This window comes from Rhodococcus sp. NPDC059968 (genome assembly GCF_042738615.1).
Classification (GTDB): Bacteria; Actinomycetota; Actinomycetes; order Mycobacteriales; family Mycobacteriaceae; genus Rhodococcus_F.
The window spans coordinates 138,427-154,127 of sequence record NZ_JBHWUE010000012.1; the positions used below are offsets into that span (position 1 = coordinate 138,427).

Genomic DNA, 15,701 nt, shown 5'->3' on the forward strand with positions numbered 1-15,701 from the left:
GTGGCTCTCGCCGCAGACTTGTTCGAGGCTGATGCGCCTTCGGGTACTCGGGATTCAGACACGAGGGTTCACGTTACCCAGCGTCCACAGAAAACCCGGCCACCGGCCCGATGACCACGATGGCGGGCGGCCGGATCTGCTCTTCCTTCACCCGGGCGGCGACGGTCTGGAGATCGGCGCGCACGGTGCGCTGCGTGCGCAGCGTGCCCTCCTGGATGACCGTGACCGGGGTGTCCACCGGACGTCCCCCTTCCATCAGGACCGTCGCGAACGCCTCGATGCGCTCGACGGCCATCAGCAACACGATCGTGCCCTTCAACCGGGCCAGCGCCGACCAGTCGACGAGGGAATCCGGGTGGTCGGGGGCGACGTGACCGCTGACGACGACGAACTCGTGGGTGACGCCCCGGTGAGTGACCGGGATGCCGGCGGCCGACGGCACCGAGATGGCACTGGTGATCCCGGGGACGACCGTGACGGGCACGCCTGCCGCGGCGCACGCTTCGAGCTCCTCGTAGCCGCGCCCGAACACGTACGGGTCGCCGCCCTTGAGTCGCACCACGAACTTGCCTGCCTTCGCGCCCTCGATGAGGGCGGCGTTGATCGCCTCCTGCGCCATCGCACGGCCGTAGGGAATCTTCGCGGCGTCGATGACCTCGACGTCGGAGCCGAGTTCGGCGAGCAGTTCCGGCGGGGCGAGGCGGTCGGCGACCACCACGTCGGCCCGGGCCAGCAGTCGACGGCCGCGCACGGTGATGAGGTCGGGGTCGCCCGGTCCGCCGCCCACCAGTGCGACACCGGCCGCCGGGTGGTCGGCGGTGTCGGCGACCGCACCGGATTGCAGACCCTCGACGAGCGCGGTGCGCACGGCGGCGGACCGGCGGTGGTCGCCGCCGGCCAGCACGCCGATGCTCATCCCGTCGTAGCTCGCGCTGGCCGGAGTGACGGCGGTGCCGTAGCGGGCGTTGTCGGCGCGGACGCAGAAGACACGATTCCGCTCGGCCTCGGCGACGATCGCCGCGTTGGTGTCTGGTTCGTCCGTGCACGCGATGGCGTACCAGGCGTCGGCGAGGTCGCCGTCCCGGTATTCGCGAAGTTCCACTGTGATCTGTCCCGCGGTGGCCATTCCCTCGACCGCCGGCGTGACCGCGCGGCTGATCAGGTGCACCCGCGCACCCGATGCGATCAGGAGCCCGAGCCTGCGCTGTGCCACTGTTCCGCCACCGACCACAACCACACGACGATCGGCCAAATTGAGTCCGACCAGGTAGTTGGTCTCGTCTCCGGTGGCAGCAGTCACGCGCTCTCCCCGTTTCTCCAGAAAATCCTGCACGTCTCGTCTCGAACCTACGAAACTTTACGGGCTGCCGCGACGACGACGCCATTCGCGGACCACTTGGTCACGATCAGGGGCCCGCCGCCCGCGCCGAGCACCGCCGCCGCTTCCGCGACGCTCGGCGATCCGGTCGCCGAGTGCACCCGGTCCGACGGGTTCGCCACCGCGACGGCGGTCAGTTCCCCTGCGGCGAATCCGCGGACGGGGACACCCAACGCCGCCGCCGCATCGCGGACAGCCGGTTCCGCGGCCTTGCGGTCGAGGGTGCACAGGCAGTCCAGGGTCGCGTCCGAACCCAGGTTCGCGGATGTCAGCACGTGCCGGACGGCGGCGAGGATGTCCGTGCTGCCCGCGGCCGCGCGGAACCCGACGCCGACGCAGAAGTCAGACATGCGCGGAGAAGGTGCGGGCCGCGGCCACGAAACGGGTGATCGCGGCCGGGTGACCCGCGGGGTGCGTGTGCAGGTACGAGGCGTGCACGCCGCCGCGCACGAAACCCTCGCGCGCGGGGTCGCCGTCCCAGGGCCGCCAGCCCCAGGCCGGCGCGAAGCCGTCCGCCTCGGCCGCGGCGAGCGACGTGCGATGGAACTCGTGGCCGACCACCCGCTCACCCGCCGAGAAGAGTGTGGAGTCCGTGATCGCCACCGCTTCGCGGTACCCGAGTGTGAGACGAGACCCGAACGAGGCGTCGACCCCGACCACGGAGGCCATCGCGTGGCCGTCGAGACTGCGGGCGAGGTAGAGCAGACCGGCGCACTCCGCATGGATCGGCGCCCCCGCTGTGGCGAGTGCGCGTATCTGCGTCAGGAGCACAGAGTTGTCTGCGAGGGCGACGGCGTGCTCCTCGGGGAAACCACCGGGCAGCACCACGCCGCTCGTGCCGGGCGGCAGCGTGTCGTGCAGGGGGTCGAACGTGATCACGTCCGCACCGGCGGCGTTCAGTAGTTCGCGGTGTTCGGCGTACCCGAACGTGAACGCCCTGCCCCCGGCGATCGCCACGGTCGGGCGCGGGCCGGGCGGAATCGGCCCGGCCTCGGCGGCGGGGTCCCACACCGGCCCGTCGACCGCCGACGACGCGAGTGCGCGGATGGCGGGCAGGTCGAGGTGGCGGGCGGCCAATCGGGTCATGGCGTCGACGGCGTCCACCGCGTCGGCTCCGTGCTCCGCGGCCGGGATCAGCCCGAGATGGCGGGACGGGACCTCCAGTTCGGCCATTCGCGGCACGGCGCCGAGCACGGGGAGCCCGACGCGCTCGCATGCCTGCCGCAGCACGTGTTCGTGCCGCGGGCTTCCCACCCGGTTGAGGATCACCCCGCCGATGCGGACCCCGGAGTCGTAGGTGGAGAAGCCGTGCAGGACCGCGGCCAGGCTCTGGCTGTGGCCGCGGGCGTCGACCACGAGCACGACGGGGGCGCCGAGCAGTGCCGCCACCTGGGCCGTCGACCCCTCGGCCGACGGCTCGTGCGACGCGGCGTCGATCTTGCCGTCGAACAGGCCCATGACGCCCTCGACGACCGCGAGGTCGCACCCCGAACTGCCGTGCCGGTACAGCGGGGCGATCCGCTGTGCGCCCACCATGACCGGGTCGAGATTGCGGCCCGGACGTCCGGCCGCGAGCCCGTGGTATCCGGGGTCGATGTAGTCGGGGCCGACCTTGAACGGTGCCACCGTGCAGCCCGACTCACGCAGCGCTCCCACCAAACCGGTTGCGACAGTGGTCTTTCCGCTACCCGATGCGGGGGCGGCGATGACCACGGCGGGCACCGCGGGGAGACTGATCACCACTCGATGCCCCGCTGGCCCTTCCGGCCGGCGTCCATCGGATGCTTGATCTTGGTCATCTCCGTCACCAGATCCGCCGCGTCGATCAGCGCCTGCGGGGCGTCGCGGCCCGTGATCACCACGTGCTGGTTGCCCGGCCGGTTCTGCAGGACCTCGACCACCTCGTCGACATCCACCCACCCCCACTTCAGGGGATACGTGAACTCGTCCAGCACGTAGAACCGGTGTTCCTCGGCCCCCAGCCGGCGGGCGATCTCGCGCCATCCCTCGGCGGCCGCGGCGGCGTGGTCTTCCTCGCTGCCGTGCTTGCGCGTCCACGACCAGCCCTCGCCCATCTTGTGCCACTGCACCGCCCCACCGACACCGGTGTCCTCGTGCAGCTGACCGAGGGCGCGGAAGGCTGCTTCCTCCCCCACCTTCCACTTGGCGCTCTTGACGAACTGGAACACCCCGACGTCGAATCCCTGATTCCAGGCCCGCAGCGCCATGCCGAACGCGGCCGTCGACTTCCCCTTGCCCGGTCCGGTGTGGACCGCGAGCACGGGAGCGTTGCGTCGTTGACGTGTGGTGAGGCCGTCGTTCGGAACGTTCTCGGGAACACCCTTGGGCATGTGTCTTCTCTCTCCCCTACCGAATCCGGGTCCGGATCACGCCGCGGCGCGGACGACGCCCGCGACCTGCTGCGCGGACAATTCACCGAGGCGGACGTAGCCGCCCCGCAGTTGCCGGGACAGTTCCGCGGCCAGCCCGAGCCGGATCATGCCGGTCTCGCAGTCGACGACCACCGACGCGACCGAGCTGTCGGCCAGCAGTCCGGCGGCCACCTTTGCCCGGTGCAATGCGTCCTTGCCGCCCGTCGCCCGCCCGTCCGTCAGTGCGACGACGAGCGCGCGGCGCTGCGGATCGCGGAGACGTTCCCGCAACACGACCTCACGCGCGCGTAGAAACCCTTCTGCCAGTGGGGATTTGCCGCCCGTCTTCATTCCTCGCAGGCGGCGGACGGCGATGTCCACCGAAGAGGTGGGCGGCAGGACCAGTTCCGCGGTTCGTCCGCGAACCGTGATCACCGCCACCTTGTCGCGGCGCTGGTAGGCGTCGCGCAGCAGTGAGACGACAGCACCGGTCACGGCCGACAATCGGTCACGGGCCGCCATCGACCCGGACGCGTCCACGACGAACACGACGAGGTTGCCCTCGCGGCCCTCGCGAATCGCCCCGCGCAGATCGGCGGAGTCCAGGATCATCCGACCGGCGCTCCGGCCGCGGGCCACCTGCCGCTCGGCGGCGGCGAAGAGCGTGCCCACGAGGTGGAGTCCGTGCCCCCGTTCAGCGGTGGAGCGCACGGCGCGACCGCGGGACGAGCGCGAACGGGAACGCCGGCCCGGCGCGCCCTCGCCGACTCCGGGTACCTCGAGGAGCTTGGTGGTGAACTGGGTTCCGGTCGGCCCGGCCGGGCGTTCCGGGGGTGCCGGAGCCCCGCCTCCGGGCCCGTCGGGATCGTCGGGTCCCTCGGGATCGGTGCCCCCGTCGTCCGGTCCGGGCGGGGTGCCGGGCGGAGTTCCCGGCTCCTGCTCCGGCGGTTCCTCGGCACCGGACCTGGCGTCCTCGTCGGCCTGGCGGAGAGCGTCGTCGAGCTGCTGTTCATCGAGGCCGGGTTCGTCGAACGGATCCCGGCGGCGGCGGTGCGGCAGGGTCAGCTCGGCGGCGACCCGCACGTCCTCCGCCGTGACGGCGCCGGCGCCCCGCCATGCGGCGTGCGCAGTCGCGGTCCGGGCGAGGACGAGATCGGCGCGCATGCCGTCCACGTCGAACGACGCACAGAGAGAAGAGATTCGGCGCAACTCGACGTCGTCGAGCTCGACGGAGTCGAGCCGGCCGCGGGCCTCGAGGATGGCGACGGCCAGGGCGGCGTCCTGCTCGGCGTAACGCTCGGCGAACCGTGCGGGGTCACGCTCGAAGTCCAGGCGACGCCGGACCACCTCCATACGCACGTCCACCTCCCGCGACGCGGCGACGTCGACGGCCAGCCCGAACCGGTCGAGGAGCTGCGGCCGGAGCTCGCCCTCCTCCGGGTTCATCGTGCCGACCAGCACGAACCGGGCGGCGTGCGAGTGCGAGATGCCGTCACGCTCGATGTGGACGCGGCCCATCGCCGCCGCGTCGAGAAGCACGTCGACCAGATGGTCGTGCAGAAGATTGACTTCGTCGACGTAGAGAACACCCTGATGGGCGGCCGACAGCAGGCCGGGTTGGAACGCACGCTCACCGTCGCGCAGGACCTTCTCGAGGTCGAGGGAACCGACGACGCGGTCTTCCGTGGCGCCGACCGGCAGTTCGATGAGTCGCGCCGGGCGCGTCCCGTTCTCGTCGTGCACCGCGGGCAGCAGTGCGGTGAGTGCACGGACCACCGTCGACTTGGCCGTCCCTTTCTCACCGCGGACGAGGACGCCGCCGATACCGGGATGGACCGCGCAGAGGATGAGGGACAGCCGCAACCGGTCCTGACCGACCACCGCGCTGAACGGGAATCCCCACGAAAAGTCGGGTCGAACCTGGTCCACTTCACGATCCGTACGCACGCTGCATCCCTTCACGTCCCGGTTTCCTCGCCGAGAGCCTTGGCCGGTACGAACGCCGCGGCAATCTGGCTGGGAGACCGGATCGGCGACCAGGGTGGTGGCAGCCGGTCAGAGATCCGTCACAGTGGCGGGACCGCGCCTGATTCGAACAGGACTTCCCCGCGGACATTCACCTGACGACCCTAGTCGGCGCTCACTGCCCGGCGCGCGACGGGGCCGCCTCCGCCACCTCGTACGCGGCACCGCCACCGCCATGGGCGGCACCGCCGCCGCGACGCATGGGGACGTGCGGGATGCCGTCCTCGACGAACTCTTCGCCGTCCGGCTTGAAACCGTGCTTGGCGTACATGTCCACCAGATACGTCTGCGCGTTGATGCGGCACGGCGCGTCGCCGACCTCCGCGAGTGCGGCGCGCAGCAGACGCGTCGTGTGCCCCTGACCGCGGGCCGGCCGCGACGTGCACAGCCGACCGATGCGGAACGACTTGTTGCCGTCGGCGTGCTCCTCGAGGAGGCGGAGAGTGCAGACCACCTGACCGTCTTGCTCCAGCCAGAAGTGGCGGGTCTCGACCAGCAGATCGCGGCCGTCGAGTTCCGGGTACGGGCACGCCTGCTCGACGACGAAGACCTCTACGCGAAGCTTGAGCAACTCGTAGAGCGTCTTGTTGTCGAGATCGAGTGCCCACGAACGCTTGAGTGCTGCAGTTGCCGTCATGACAGGCAACTATCGCACAGCACCGACGAGTGTGCGCGCCCGTGGACCCGGGCCGGCCGGTGCGTCAGACCGCGACCTCCACGTTGCTGGTGTCGAGCTGGAGCACCTTCGACGTCCAGTCCCATACCTGCGAGAACAGCGCGGTGTCGTCGGAGAGCTTCACGCCCAGCGACGGCACCATTTCCTGGAGCTTCGGCTTCCACGACTCGTACTGGGCCGGGAAGCAGCGCTGCAGCACGTCGAGCATGGCGGGCACCGCGGTGGACGCGCCCGGCGACGCGCCGAGCAGGCCCGCGATGCTGCCGTCGGCGGCGTTGACGACGGCGGTGCCGAACTCGAGGACACCGCCCTTGCCCTTGGCTCGACGGATGACCTGGACGCGCTGGCCTGCGGTGATCAGTTCCCAGTCCTTGCCGAGGGCCTTCGGGACGAACTCCCGAAGGGTCTCGATCCGGCCGGCCTCGGACATCGCGAGCTCACTGATCAGGTACTTGACGAGACCGAGTTCACTGACGCCGACCCCGAGCATCGACAGCAGGTTGTTCGGCTTGACCGAACTGGGCAGATCCGTGACGCGGCCCTGCTTGAGGAACTTGGGCGACCAGCCGGCGTAGGGCCCGAACAGCAGTCCGGGCTTGTTGCCGATCACGCGGGTGTCGAGGTGCGGAACCGACATGGGCGGCGCGCCGACGGCGGCCTTGCCGTAGACCTTGGCTCGGTGCTGGTCGATGAGCTCCGGGTTGGTGCAGCGCAGGAACGCGCCGCTGACGGGGAACCCACCGAAGCCCTTGGCCTCCTCGATGCCGGACTTCTGCAGCAGGTGCAGCGCACCGCCACCGGCGCCGACGAACACGAACTTGGCGCGCACGACCTTCTTCGCACCGTTGCGGCGGTTGGTGACCTTGACCACCCAGCTGCCGTCGGACTGCTTGGTGAGGTCGGTGACCTCGTGCCCGAAGTGGACGACGCCGCCGGACGCGCCGACGTAACCGAGGAGCTGCTTGGTGAGGGCGCCGAAGTCGACGTCGGTGCCGTCCTGGGTCCAGTTGAGGGCGACGGGATCGCTGAAGTCGCGGCCCTTCGCCATCAACGGCAGGCGACGGGTGAATTCGTCGGGGGCGTCGATGTACTCCATGCCCGCGAACAGGGGGTGGCCGGCGAGGGCGTCGTAGCGGGCCCGCAGGTACTTGGCGTTGGCCTCGCCGTGCACAAAGCTCACGTGCGGGATGGGGTTGATGAACTCCTTGGGCTGCGTCAGCACACCGCTCTCGACGCCGTGCGCCCAGAACTGCCGCGACACCTGGAACTGCTCGTTCACGTTGACGGCCTTCGCGATGTCCACGGTGCCGTCGGCGTTCTGCGGAGTGTAATTGAGCTCACACAGCGCGGAGTGGCCGGTGCCCGCGTTGTTCCACGGGTCGCTGCTCTCGGCGGCTACTGCGTCGAGCCGCTCGAATGTGGTGATCGACCAATCGGGCTGCACCTGACGCAGGATCGCCCCCAGCGTCGCGCTCATGATGCCCGCGCCAACCAGCACTACATCCGTTTTCGTCTCTACCGCATTCTGATCTGACACTGGAGTATCGACTTCCTTGTCCATAGCCGTACGCGCATACGCCTGCCGTGTTCGCCGAATAGGTTACCCGCGCGTATGAGCGAGAATCACCTGCCCCAATTGTGCGCCTCCCCGCGCCCCCGAATTGCACATTAGATTGTGATCTGTGACTACTTGGGCTCCCGACGTTCTCGGCGACGGTTATCAGCAGCTGACCATTCCTCTCGGCACCGACCCCGACGGCGAGGGTGAGGTGAAGGCGACGCTCATCCGCTATCAGCCCGCGCTGGAGACGAAGAAGACCGGCCGCGCCGTGCTCTACGTCCACGGATTCACCGACTACTTCTTCCAGAAGCACCTGGCCGAGCACTTCGCCAAACAGGGTTACGCCTTCTTCGCGCTCGATCTGCGCAAGTGCGGGCGCTCGCTCGAACCCGGCCAGACGCCGCACTTCGTCTCTGATCTGACCCTGTACGACGCCGAACTGAACGAGGCGTTGCGCCAGGTCCGCGAGCAGACCGGTGATGGCGAGGTCCTACTGGTCGCGCATTCGACCGGCGGTCTGGTTCTGCCGCTGTGGCTGCACCGCCTGCAACGCAAGCCGGGCGGCACCGCCGCGCTCGGCATCAGCGGGGTCATCCTCAACAGCCCGTGGTTCGACCTGCAGGGTCCGTCGTACCTGCGGAACGTGGGGACGGTGGCCGTCGACGCGGTCGGGCGTGTCAAGCGCAAGTCGATCATCCCGAAGACCGGGCTCGACACGTACGGCGTGAGCCTGCACGTGGAGGGCAACGGCATCTGGAACTACAACCTCGACTGGAAGCCACTGAGTGGTTTCCCCGTCACGTTCGGATGGCTGCGCGCGGTGCGCCGCGGGCACGCCCAACTACACCGGGGTCTCGACATCGGGGTTCCCGCCCTGATCCTCCGGTCCAAGGCGTCGTACTTCGCGCCGCGGTACGACCCGAGGGTCGACACGGCCGACGCCGTCCTCGACGTCCGGCAGATCGCCCGCTGGGCGGGATGCCTCGGTGACCGCACCACGATCGTGCCGATCGCGGGCGCCCGCCACGACGTGTTCCTGTCCGCCGACCAGCCCCGGGCGGAGGCGTTCGCCGAAGTGGACCTCTGGCTCGACTGGCTGCACGGCCACAACGCTGCGGAGGCCAACCGGTGACACATTTCGATCTGGCGATCATCGGCTCGGGGTCCGGCAACTCGCTGCCCGACGAACGGTTCGCGGACAAGAAGGTCGCGATCCTGGAGGAGGGCACGTTCGGCGGGACGTGCCTAAACGTGGGTTGCATCCCGACTAAGATGTTCGTCTACGCCGCGGAGGTGGCCCGGACGGTCGGCAATTCTGCCAAGTACGGCGTCGACGCACAGCTCGAGGGGGTGCGCTGGCCGGACATCGTCAAACGGGTCTTCGGCCGCATCGACCCGATCTCGGCCGGCGGGGAGCGCTACCGCGCCGAGGACAGCCCGAACACCACGCTGTTCCGCGGGCACGCGACGTTCGTGGGCCCACGCACCCTCGACACCGGAACCGGGGAGACCGTCACCGCCGACCAGGTGGTGATCGCCGCCGGATCCCGGCCGATCATCCCCGACGCGGTCCGGGAATCCGGCGTGCGGTACTACACGAACGACGACATCATGCGGCTGCCGGAGCTGCCCGAGCGCATGGTGATCATCGGTGCGGGATACATCGCCGCCGAGTTCGCACACGTGTTCTCCGCGCTGGGCACCCGGGTGTCGCTGATCGCGCGCAGCTCCCACCTGCTGCGGCACCTCGACGAGGACGTCTCCCGCCGGTTCACGGATCTCGCCCAGAAGAAATGGGACGTGCACCGCGGCAGCGCCGTCGCAGCCGTGCGCCGGGACGGTGACGGCGTCGCGGTCGAACTCGAGGACGGCACCGTCGTGTCGGGTGACGTTCTGCTGGTGGCGACCGGGCGGCAGTCGAACGGGGACGCCATCGGCGCCGCCGCCGGTGGGATCGACCTCGACGACGAGGGACGCGTCGTGGTCGACGACTACCAACGGACCAGTGCCGAGGGCGTTTTCGCGCTCGGTGACGTCTCCTCGCCGTACCAGCTCAAGCACGTCGCCAACCACGAGGCGAGAGTCGTTCGGCACAATCTCCTGCAGGACGCGTGGAAGGACACGTCGGGGCTGCGCGCCTCGGACCACCGGTTCGTTCCCGCCGCCGTGTTCACCGACCCGCAGATCGCGCACGTCGGGCTGACCGAGGCCGAGGCCCGGGAGGCGGGCTGGGACATTACGGTGAAGGTGCAGGCGTACGGCGACGTCGCCTACGGGTGGGCCATGGAGGACGACGAGGGCCTGTGCAAGGTCATCGCCGAACGCGGCACCGGGCGTCTGCTCGGTGCGCACGTGATCGGCGCCCAGGCGCCGACGGTGATCCAGCCGCTGATCCAGGCGATGAGCTTCGGGCTGACGGCGCAGCAGATGGCCCGGGGGCAGTACTGGATCCACCCGGCGCTGCCGGAGGTGGTCGAGAACGCTCTCCTCGGCCTCGACCTGCCGCCCGAGTGACGGTCGCCAAGTCCGTCGCGCTGTTCGCCGTCGCGGCGCTGTTCGAGATCGGCGGCGCGTGGCTGGTGTGGCAGGGCGTCCGCGAGCACCGGGGCTGGATCTGGATCGGCGCCGGCGTCGCGGCGCTCGGTGCGTACGGGTTCGTCGCGACGATGCAGCCGGACGCCAACTTCGGCCGGATCCTCGCCGCGTACGGCGGCGTGTTCGTCGCGGGCTCGCTGCTCTGGGGCATGGTGGCCGACGGTTTCCGCCCGGACCGCTGGGACGTCTCGGGCGCCCTGATCTGCCTGCTGGGCATGGCCGTCATCATGTACGCCCCACGCTGAGCACGGTCGTGCTCGGCGTGGGGCCTGGATCTACCAGGGGCTGGTGCGGAGAACGATCTCGGTGGCCAGCTCCGCCGCCGCCGCGGCCGGGACGTTGGTGACATTCTCGAGTTGTACGACGCGGAAGTCCGAGTAGACGAAGCGTCCGCTCGCGTCCGCCTCGGCACGCCGGTCGGGACTGCCGACCATCACGGTCGTGGGGAGTTCGACCGGCGGGCAGTCGGATCCGCGCACCGCACCGGCGGCGTCGGGTGCCGCCGGATGCCCCCGGTCGGCCACTACGAGGCTGGCGAAGCGTCCGAACTGGCGCGCCGCCAGCGACCAGGCCAGTTCGGCTCCTTCCCGGCTGCCGACGAGGTTGACCCACCCGACCTTCAGTTCGTCGAGCAGCGCCATGATCGTCGTCTCGTCGAGACCGGTGATGTCCTCGGGCACGATCGTGCGCAGATCGGAATTGTGCAGGCGCTCGCAGACGCCGTCGTAGACGTCCGGTCCGTCGCCGGCCCCCGGTAGCAGGAGAACGGTGTGTTTGCTCGCCGGTCCGTCGATGCGGACCGTGCAGTTTCCATTTTCCACCGCCACGTGCGTCAGTTCCATGGGCTAAAAACTACGCGATCGGGGGCGTCTTGCGCTCGGACCTCCCTAGTCCTATGGTTCATTACATGAGTAATGAACCGGTCAACCGACGAGGCGGGCGTTGATGATCGACAACGGCGGACCGCTGTTCCAGCAGATCGCAGAGCTCATCGAGAACTCGATCATCGACGGAACCCTTCCCGAGGAAGGCCAGGCACCGTCCACCAACGAGCTCGCCGCCTTTCACCGGATCAACCCGGCGACCGCAGCCAAGGGACTGAATCAGCTCGTCGCCGACGGGATCCTCTACAAGAAGAGGGGAATCGGAATGTTCGTCACCTCCGGCGCCCGGAACGCGCTGCGCTTCCGGCGACGCGAGCGGTTCGCGCGCCAGTTCATCGATCCGCTCGTCACCGAGGCGGACAAACTCGGCGTCAGCATCGCCGAACTCAAGACCATGCTCGACCAACGGGAGGGAGCACGATGATCGGCACAGCATTCGACACGAAAACGGTCGCCTCGGCGCGGGGCCTCGGCAAGAGATTCGGCGACTTCGTCGCACTCGACGGGATCGACTTCTCCTTGCAGGAGAACAAGATCTACGGAGTTGAAAGCCTTCAACAACTCGTGGTCCGCAGCACCACGGCCACCAAGGAGAACGCACGATGACGAACCGGGTCCTGACCGTCTCCCGCATCCACACCGTCGCCTGACCCCTGCTCGTCGCGTGACCACTGGGCGTGCTGGTCGCGTAGTTCACGATCGGTGCGGCCATCTTCGCGATGGTCGGCGACACCGGCAGCGACACCAACTTCACCGGCGGCGTCTTCGCCCTCTTCGGGTTCGCCCTCGCGTTCTACCTGCAGGCAATGACACAGACGTTCCCGTTCGCACTGGGGATGAGCGTCACCCGGCGCGACTATTTCGCGGCCACACTGATCGTCGCCGCCGTCCAGGTTCTCGTCTTCGGGGTGATGCTCTACGGACTGTCGCTGATCGAGGAGGCCACCGGCGGCTGGGGTGTCGGGATGCGGATGTTCGCGATACCCAACTACTTCACGTCCGACCCGGTGATCCAGCTGGCCGCCTACTTCGCCTTCCTGTCACTGACCGCGGCGGCGGGAATGTTCCTGGGCGCACTGCATCACCGGTGGCGGGTGGTGGGGCTCTTCACGCTCGGCGTCGGCACACTCCTCGCCGCAGGCGCCGCCGCATTCGTGATCACGTGGCAGAAGTGGTGGCCGGACATCGGCCACTGGTTCGCCGACGTGCCCCGGTCGGTGCCGATGGTGTGGCTGCCGGCACTGGCCGCGGCGGCGGGGATCGTCGCGGCGTGGGCGCTGGTCTGCCGCGCGACGGCCTAGCGCACCAGGGTCGACGCGATGGTCGGGAGGCTCGTCGGGGGGCCTTCGCCGAGGAGGTCCTCGAGGGCACGGAGATCGAGATTCTGCTCCACCAGGTCTGCGAGCAGATCGAGTTGAGCGGTCCGGATCGCGGCGACATCCGTGTCCGGCGCGGTGACGAAACCGGTTCTCCCCGCGTGTTCGGCCACGTCGTCCAGCAGGAGCCGGCGGAAGCGGTCGGTCTCGAGCAGTCCGTGCCAGTGCGTGCCGTAGACGGCGCCGCGGATACTGCCTTCCGCGGCGCCGCTGCTCGCGTGGAGCAGCGGCTGGTCGCCGTTGCGCCGCACCCGGCCGTGATGGATCTCGTACCCGGACACCGGAACTCCGTGGGCGTCGCCGCGCACCTGCGCGAGCACCTTGTCCGGGGCGAACTCCACCTCGAGGTCGAGCAGTCCGAGACCGGGCACCGCACCACGGCCGGATTCGACGTCGTCGACGATCACGGACCCGAGCATCTGGTAGCCACCACACACGCCGAGCACCGGGCCGCCGCGTTTCGCGTGCGTGGCGATCGCATCCGCGATCCCGTTGCGGCGCAACCATTCCAGATCCGACACGGTCGACTTGCTGCCGGGCAGGACGATCAGGTCAGCACCCTCCAGCCGCGACGGATCGGTGACCCAGCGCACCGACACCCCGGGTTCGCACGCGAGCGCCTCGACGTCCGTCGAATTGGAGATGCGGGGCAGGCGGATCGCGGCCACCCGCAGCCAGTCGTCGCCGATCGGGGGTGCCGGACGTCCGACCGGGGCGTCCCCCACCACCCCGAGCGAATCCTCCGCGTCGAGCCACAGTTCCTCGGCGAAGGGAATCACCCCCAGCGTCGGGCGTCCCGTCATGGCCGTCAACTGCTCGAGGCCCGGCGCCAGCAACGACACGTCGCCGCGGAACTTGTTGATCACGAATCCCGCGATCAACGCCTGGTCTTCCGGTGCGAGGACCGCCACGGTGCCGAACAGGTGGGCGAGCACCCCACCACGGTCGATGTCGCCGACCACGACCACCGGCAGGTCGGCGGCCCGGGCGAGCCCCATGTTCGCGAGGTCCGTGGCTCGCAGGTTGATCTCGGCGGGTGAGCCCGCCCCCTCGCAGATCACGACGTCGTACTCGGCGCGCAGCGACGCCAATTCCTCGGCCACCACCGCGCGCAGGTGCTGCCGGTGCTCGAAGTAGTCGCGGGCTCCGACGGACGTGACCGCGCGGCCACGCACCACCAGTTGCGACGTGCGGTCGCTACCCGGTTTCAGCAGCACGGGGTTGAAGCGGACACTCGGCTCCAGTCCGCAGGCCGCAGCCTGCAGGGCCTGCGCCCGGCCGATCTCACCGCCGTCCAGCGTGACGACGGAGTTGTTCGACATGTTCTGCGCCTTGAACGGCGCCACCCGGACACCTCGCCGCGCGAGCATCCGGCACAGTCCCGCGACGAGCACACTCTTGCCCGCGTCGGACGTGGTGCCGGCGACGAGCAGGGCGCCCTTCCACCGGCTCTCGCTCAAGGCAGGGTGAGGATCTCGTTGCCGGTCTCGGTGACCACGATGGTGTGCTCGAACTGAGCCGTCCACTTGCGATCCTTGGTGACGACGGTCCAGTCGTCGTCCCAGATCTCCCAGCCGATGTCGCCGAGGTTGATCATCGGTTCGATCGTGAACACCATGCCGGGTTCGATGACCGTGTCCACGGAGGGCTCATCGTAGTGGAGGATGACGAGGCCGTTGTGGAAGGTGGTGCCGATGCCGTGTCCGGTAAAGTCGCGGACCACGCCGTAGCCGAATCGGTGCGCGTACGACTCGATGACGCGGCCGACGACGTTGAGCGCGCGGCCCGGCTTGACGGCCTTAATGGCGCGCATCGTCGCCTCATGGGTCCGCTCCACCAGCAACCGGTTCTCCTCGGCGACGTCCCCGGCGAGGAACGTGGCGTTGGTGTCTCCGTGCACGCCACCGATGTACGCGGTGACGTCGATGTTGACGATGTCGCCGTCCTGGATCACCGTCGAGTCGGGGATGCCGTGGCAGATCACCTCGTTCAGCGACGTGCAGCACGACTTGGGGAAACTCTTGTAGCCGAGCGTCGACGGATAGGCGCCGTGATCGATCATGTACTCGTGCGCGATGCGGTCGAGCTCGTCGGTGGTGACACCCGGCGACACCGCCTTACCGGCCTCCTGCAGGGCCTGCGCGGCGATCTTGCTCGCCACCCGCATGGCCTCGATGGTCTCCGGGGTCTGGACCCACGGCTCGTTGCCTTCCTTCGCCGTGGGCTTCCACGCGTACTCGGGACGCTCGATCCCCGCCGGTACGGCGAGGACGGGCGACACGGTTCCGGGGCTCAGTGCTGTGCGGACAGACATGGGTACCAGGTTAGACCCGTGCATGGCCCGGGCGTCTCCGGACCCGGCGTGCGCGTCGACGCCACTCCCGCAGCGTGGTGAGGAAGGCGATCCGGTCGCCGCGGTAGAGGGAACGCACCCGTTCGATCGGGACGCCGCCGGTGTCGAGCGAGACACGGTGGAGCCGCAGCATCGGCATCGCGGTGGTCGAGTCGAGCAGCGCGGCCTCCCGCGGGGAGGCCGGCACGGTCTCGATCCGCTCGGTCGCGGACGCGAACACCACGCCGGTCTCGCGGATCGCCGCGCACAGCGAGGTTCCCGGGTCGAATCGGCGCGCCATCTCACCCAGGGAGTCGATATTCACGGCACCACGGTGAGCGCCTCGACCACCTCGCTGCCGACGGCCGCGGCATCGCCGAACTCGTCCTCGAACGCGGCCTGCTCACCGAGGAGCGGCTGCACGAGCTCCGCAGGCGCTGACGCACCCGTGCGCCTTTCCGGTAGCAGGAGCTACCGGAAAGGCGCACGGGCCCGGAGGGCC

General features: G+C 69.3%; 15 protein-coding genes and 2 pseudogenes. 6 read left to right on the plus strand and 11 right to left on the minus strand.

Features of this window, described 5'->3' with window-relative positions:
* Nucleotides 1-73: 73 nt before the first annotated feature.
* The 7 genes from cobA to mqo form a co-directional block, all read right to left on the minus strand.
* On the minus strand, nt 74-1,300 hold the full coding sequence (gene cobA / locus ACFWAY_RS13985) for a uroporphyrinogen-III C-methyltransferase (RefSeq protein WP_378450272.1): 1,227 nt from the start codon (nt 1,298-1,300) through the stop codon (nt 74-76).
* 47 nt (nt 1,301-1,347) lie between these two features.
* Nucleotides 1,348-1,728 (minus strand): cobalamin biosynthesis protein, encoded by a 381-nt coding sequence (locus ACFWAY_RS13990; RefSeq protein WP_378450271.1) that lies wholly within the window; start codon nt 1,726-1,728, stop codon nt 1,348-1,350.
* A complete protein-coding gene (locus ACFWAY_RS13995; protein ID WP_378510974.1) occupies nt 1,721-3,121 on the minus strand; it encodes a cobyrinate a,c-diamide synthase in 1,401 nt (466 codons plus the stop codon). The genes ACFWAY_RS13990 and ACFWAY_RS13995 overlap by 8 nt, the downstream gene beginning before the upstream one ends.
* Entirely contained in the window at nt 3,115-3,729 is a 615-nt protein-coding gene (cobO, locus tag ACFWAY_RS14000) for a cob(I)yrinic acid a,c-diamide adenosyltransferase (RefSeq protein ID WP_005240608.1), read from the minus strand. Before cobO ends, ACFWAY_RS13995 begins: the two co-directional genes overlap by 7 nt.
* Before the next feature lie 36 nt (nt 3,730-3,765).
* Nucleotides 3,766-5,679 (minus strand): magnesium chelatase subunit D family protein, encoded by a 1,914-nt coding sequence (locus ACFWAY_RS14005; RefSeq protein WP_378510981.1) that lies wholly within the window; start codon nt 5,677-5,679, stop codon nt 3,766-3,768.
* Between the two features lie 211 nt (nt 5,680-5,890).
* The gene (locus ACFWAY_RS14010) at nt 5,891-6,412 is read right to left on the minus strand and encodes a GNAT family N-acetyltransferase (protein WP_378450268.1); all 522 of its coding nucleotides are present in this window, start codon (nt 6,410-6,412) and stop codon (nt 5,891-5,893) included.
* Between the two features lie 64 nt (nt 6,413-6,476).
* Nucleotides 6,477-8,012 (minus strand): malate dehydrogenase (quinone), encoded by a 1,536-nt coding sequence (mqo, locus tag ACFWAY_RS14015; RefSeq protein WP_378450267.1) that lies wholly within the window; start codon nt 8,010-8,012, stop codon nt 6,477-6,479.
* A 121-nt stretch (nt 8,013-8,133) separates the two neighbouring features.
* On the opposite strand from mqo, the gene ACFWAY_RS14020 reads away from it, so the two are divergent.
* The 3 genes from ACFWAY_RS14020 to ACFWAY_RS14030 are packed head-to-tail and all read left to right on the plus strand — an operon-like array spanning nt 8,134 to nt 10,852.
* Nucleotides 8,134-9,144, plus strand: coding sequence for an alpha/beta hydrolase (locus tag ACFWAY_RS14020; protein ID WP_378510975.1), 1,011 nt, complete (start codon nt 8,134-8,136; stop codon nt 9,142-9,144).
* On the plus strand, nt 9,141-10,526 hold the full coding sequence (gene mtr / locus ACFWAY_RS14025; protein WP_378510976.1) for a mycothione reductase: 1,386 nt from the start codon (nt 9,141-9,143) through the stop codon (nt 10,524-10,526). The genes ACFWAY_RS14020 and mtr overlap by 4 nt, the downstream gene beginning before the upstream one ends.
* Complete coding sequence (locus ACFWAY_RS14030) at nt 10,523-10,852, plus strand: YnfA family protein (protein ID WP_378510977.1); 330 nt, start codon at nt 10,523-10,525, stop codon at nt 10,850-10,852. Before mtr ends, ACFWAY_RS14030 begins: the two co-directional genes overlap by 4 nt.
* Nucleotides 10,853-10,882: 30 nt before the next feature.
* Here the strand turns inward: ACFWAY_RS14030 and ACFWAY_RS14035 are convergent, their stop codons facing one another.
* Nucleotides 10,883-11,449, minus strand: coding sequence for an alpha/beta fold hydrolase (locus ACFWAY_RS14035; protein WP_378450263.1), 567 nt, complete (start codon nt 11,447-11,449; stop codon nt 10,883-10,885).
* Nucleotides 11,450-11,552: 103 nt separating this feature from the next.
* Here ACFWAY_RS14035 and ACFWAY_RS14040 point away from each other — a divergent pair, with 103 nt between their 5' ends.
* The 3 genes and pseudogenes from ACFWAY_RS14040 to ACFWAY_RS14050 all read left to right on the plus strand — a co-directional run bounded on the left by ACFWAY_RS14040 (nt 11,553) and on the right by ACFWAY_RS14050 (nt 12,792).
* On the plus strand, nt 11,553-11,915 hold the full coding sequence (locus tag ACFWAY_RS14040) for a GntR family transcriptional regulator (RefSeq protein ID WP_378510978.1): 363 nt from the start codon (nt 11,553-11,555) through the stop codon (nt 11,913-11,915).
* A complete protein-coding gene (locus ACFWAY_RS14045) occupies nt 11,912-12,097 on the plus strand; it encodes a hypothetical protein (RefSeq protein ID WP_378450261.1) in 186 nt (61 codons plus the stop codon). Before ACFWAY_RS14040 ends, ACFWAY_RS14045 begins: the two co-directional genes overlap by 4 nt.
* 47 nt (nt 12,098-12,144) lie before the next feature.
* Nucleotides 12,145-12,792: pseudogene (locus tag ACFWAY_RS14050) on the plus strand (ABC transporter permease).
* Here the strand turns inward: ACFWAY_RS14050 and ACFWAY_RS14055 are convergent.
* The 3 genes and pseudogenes from ACFWAY_RS14055 to ACFWAY_RS14065 all read right to left on the minus strand — a co-directional run.
* Entirely contained in the window at nt 12,789-14,327 is a 1,539-nt protein-coding gene (locus ACFWAY_RS14055) for a cobyric acid synthase (protein ID WP_378510979.1), read from the minus strand. The pseudogene ACFWAY_RS14050 and the gene ACFWAY_RS14055 overlap by 4 nt on opposite strands.
* Nucleotides 14,324-15,181 carry a type I methionyl aminopeptidase gene (gene map, locus ACFWAY_RS14060; protein WP_378510980.1) on the minus strand — a complete coding sequence of 286 codons (858 nt, stop codon included), beginning with the start codon at nt 15,179-15,181 and terminating at the stop codon, nt 14,324-14,326. Before map ends, ACFWAY_RS14055 begins: the two co-directional genes overlap by 4 nt.
* Before the next feature lie 10 nt (nt 15,182-15,191).
* Nucleotides 15,192-15,506 (minus strand): annotated as a pseudogene (locus ACFWAY_RS14065) (UTRA domain-containing protein); the annotation flags it as partial.
* Between the last annotated feature and the right edge of the window lie 195 nt (nt 15,507-15,701).

Coding starts and splice junctions, on each gene's coding strand:
- ACFWAY_RS13990 (WP_378450271.1), bottom strand. CDS start 1,728: ATGTCTGACTTCTGCGTCGGCGTCGGGTTCCGCGCGGCCGCGGGCAGC.
- cobO (WP_005240608.1), bottom strand. CDS start 3,729: ATGCCCAAGGGTGTTCCCGAGAACGTTCCGAACGACGGCCTCACCACA.
- ACFWAY_RS14010 (WP_378450268.1), bottom strand. CDS start 6,412: ATGACGGCAACTGCAGCACTCAAGCGTTCGTGGGCACTCGATCTCGAC.
- mqo (WP_378450267.1), bottom strand. CDS start 8,012: ATGGACAAGGAAGTCGATACTCCAGTGTCAGATCAGAATGCGGTAGAG.
- ACFWAY_RS14035 (WP_378450263.1), bottom strand. CDS start 11,449: ATGGAACTGACGCACGTGGCGGTGGAAAATGGAAACTGCACGGTCCGC.
- ACFWAY_RS14040 (WP_378510978.1), top strand. CDS start 11,553: ATGATCGACAACGGCGGACCGCTGTTCCAGCAGATCGCAGAGCTCATC.
- ACFWAY_RS14045 (WP_378450261.1), top strand. CDS start 11,912: ATGATCGGCACAGCATTCGACACGAAAACGGTCGCCTCGGCGCGGGGC.
- map (WP_378510980.1), bottom strand. CDS start 15,181: ATGTCTGTCCGCACAGCACTGAGCCCCGGAACCGTGTCGCCCGTCCTC.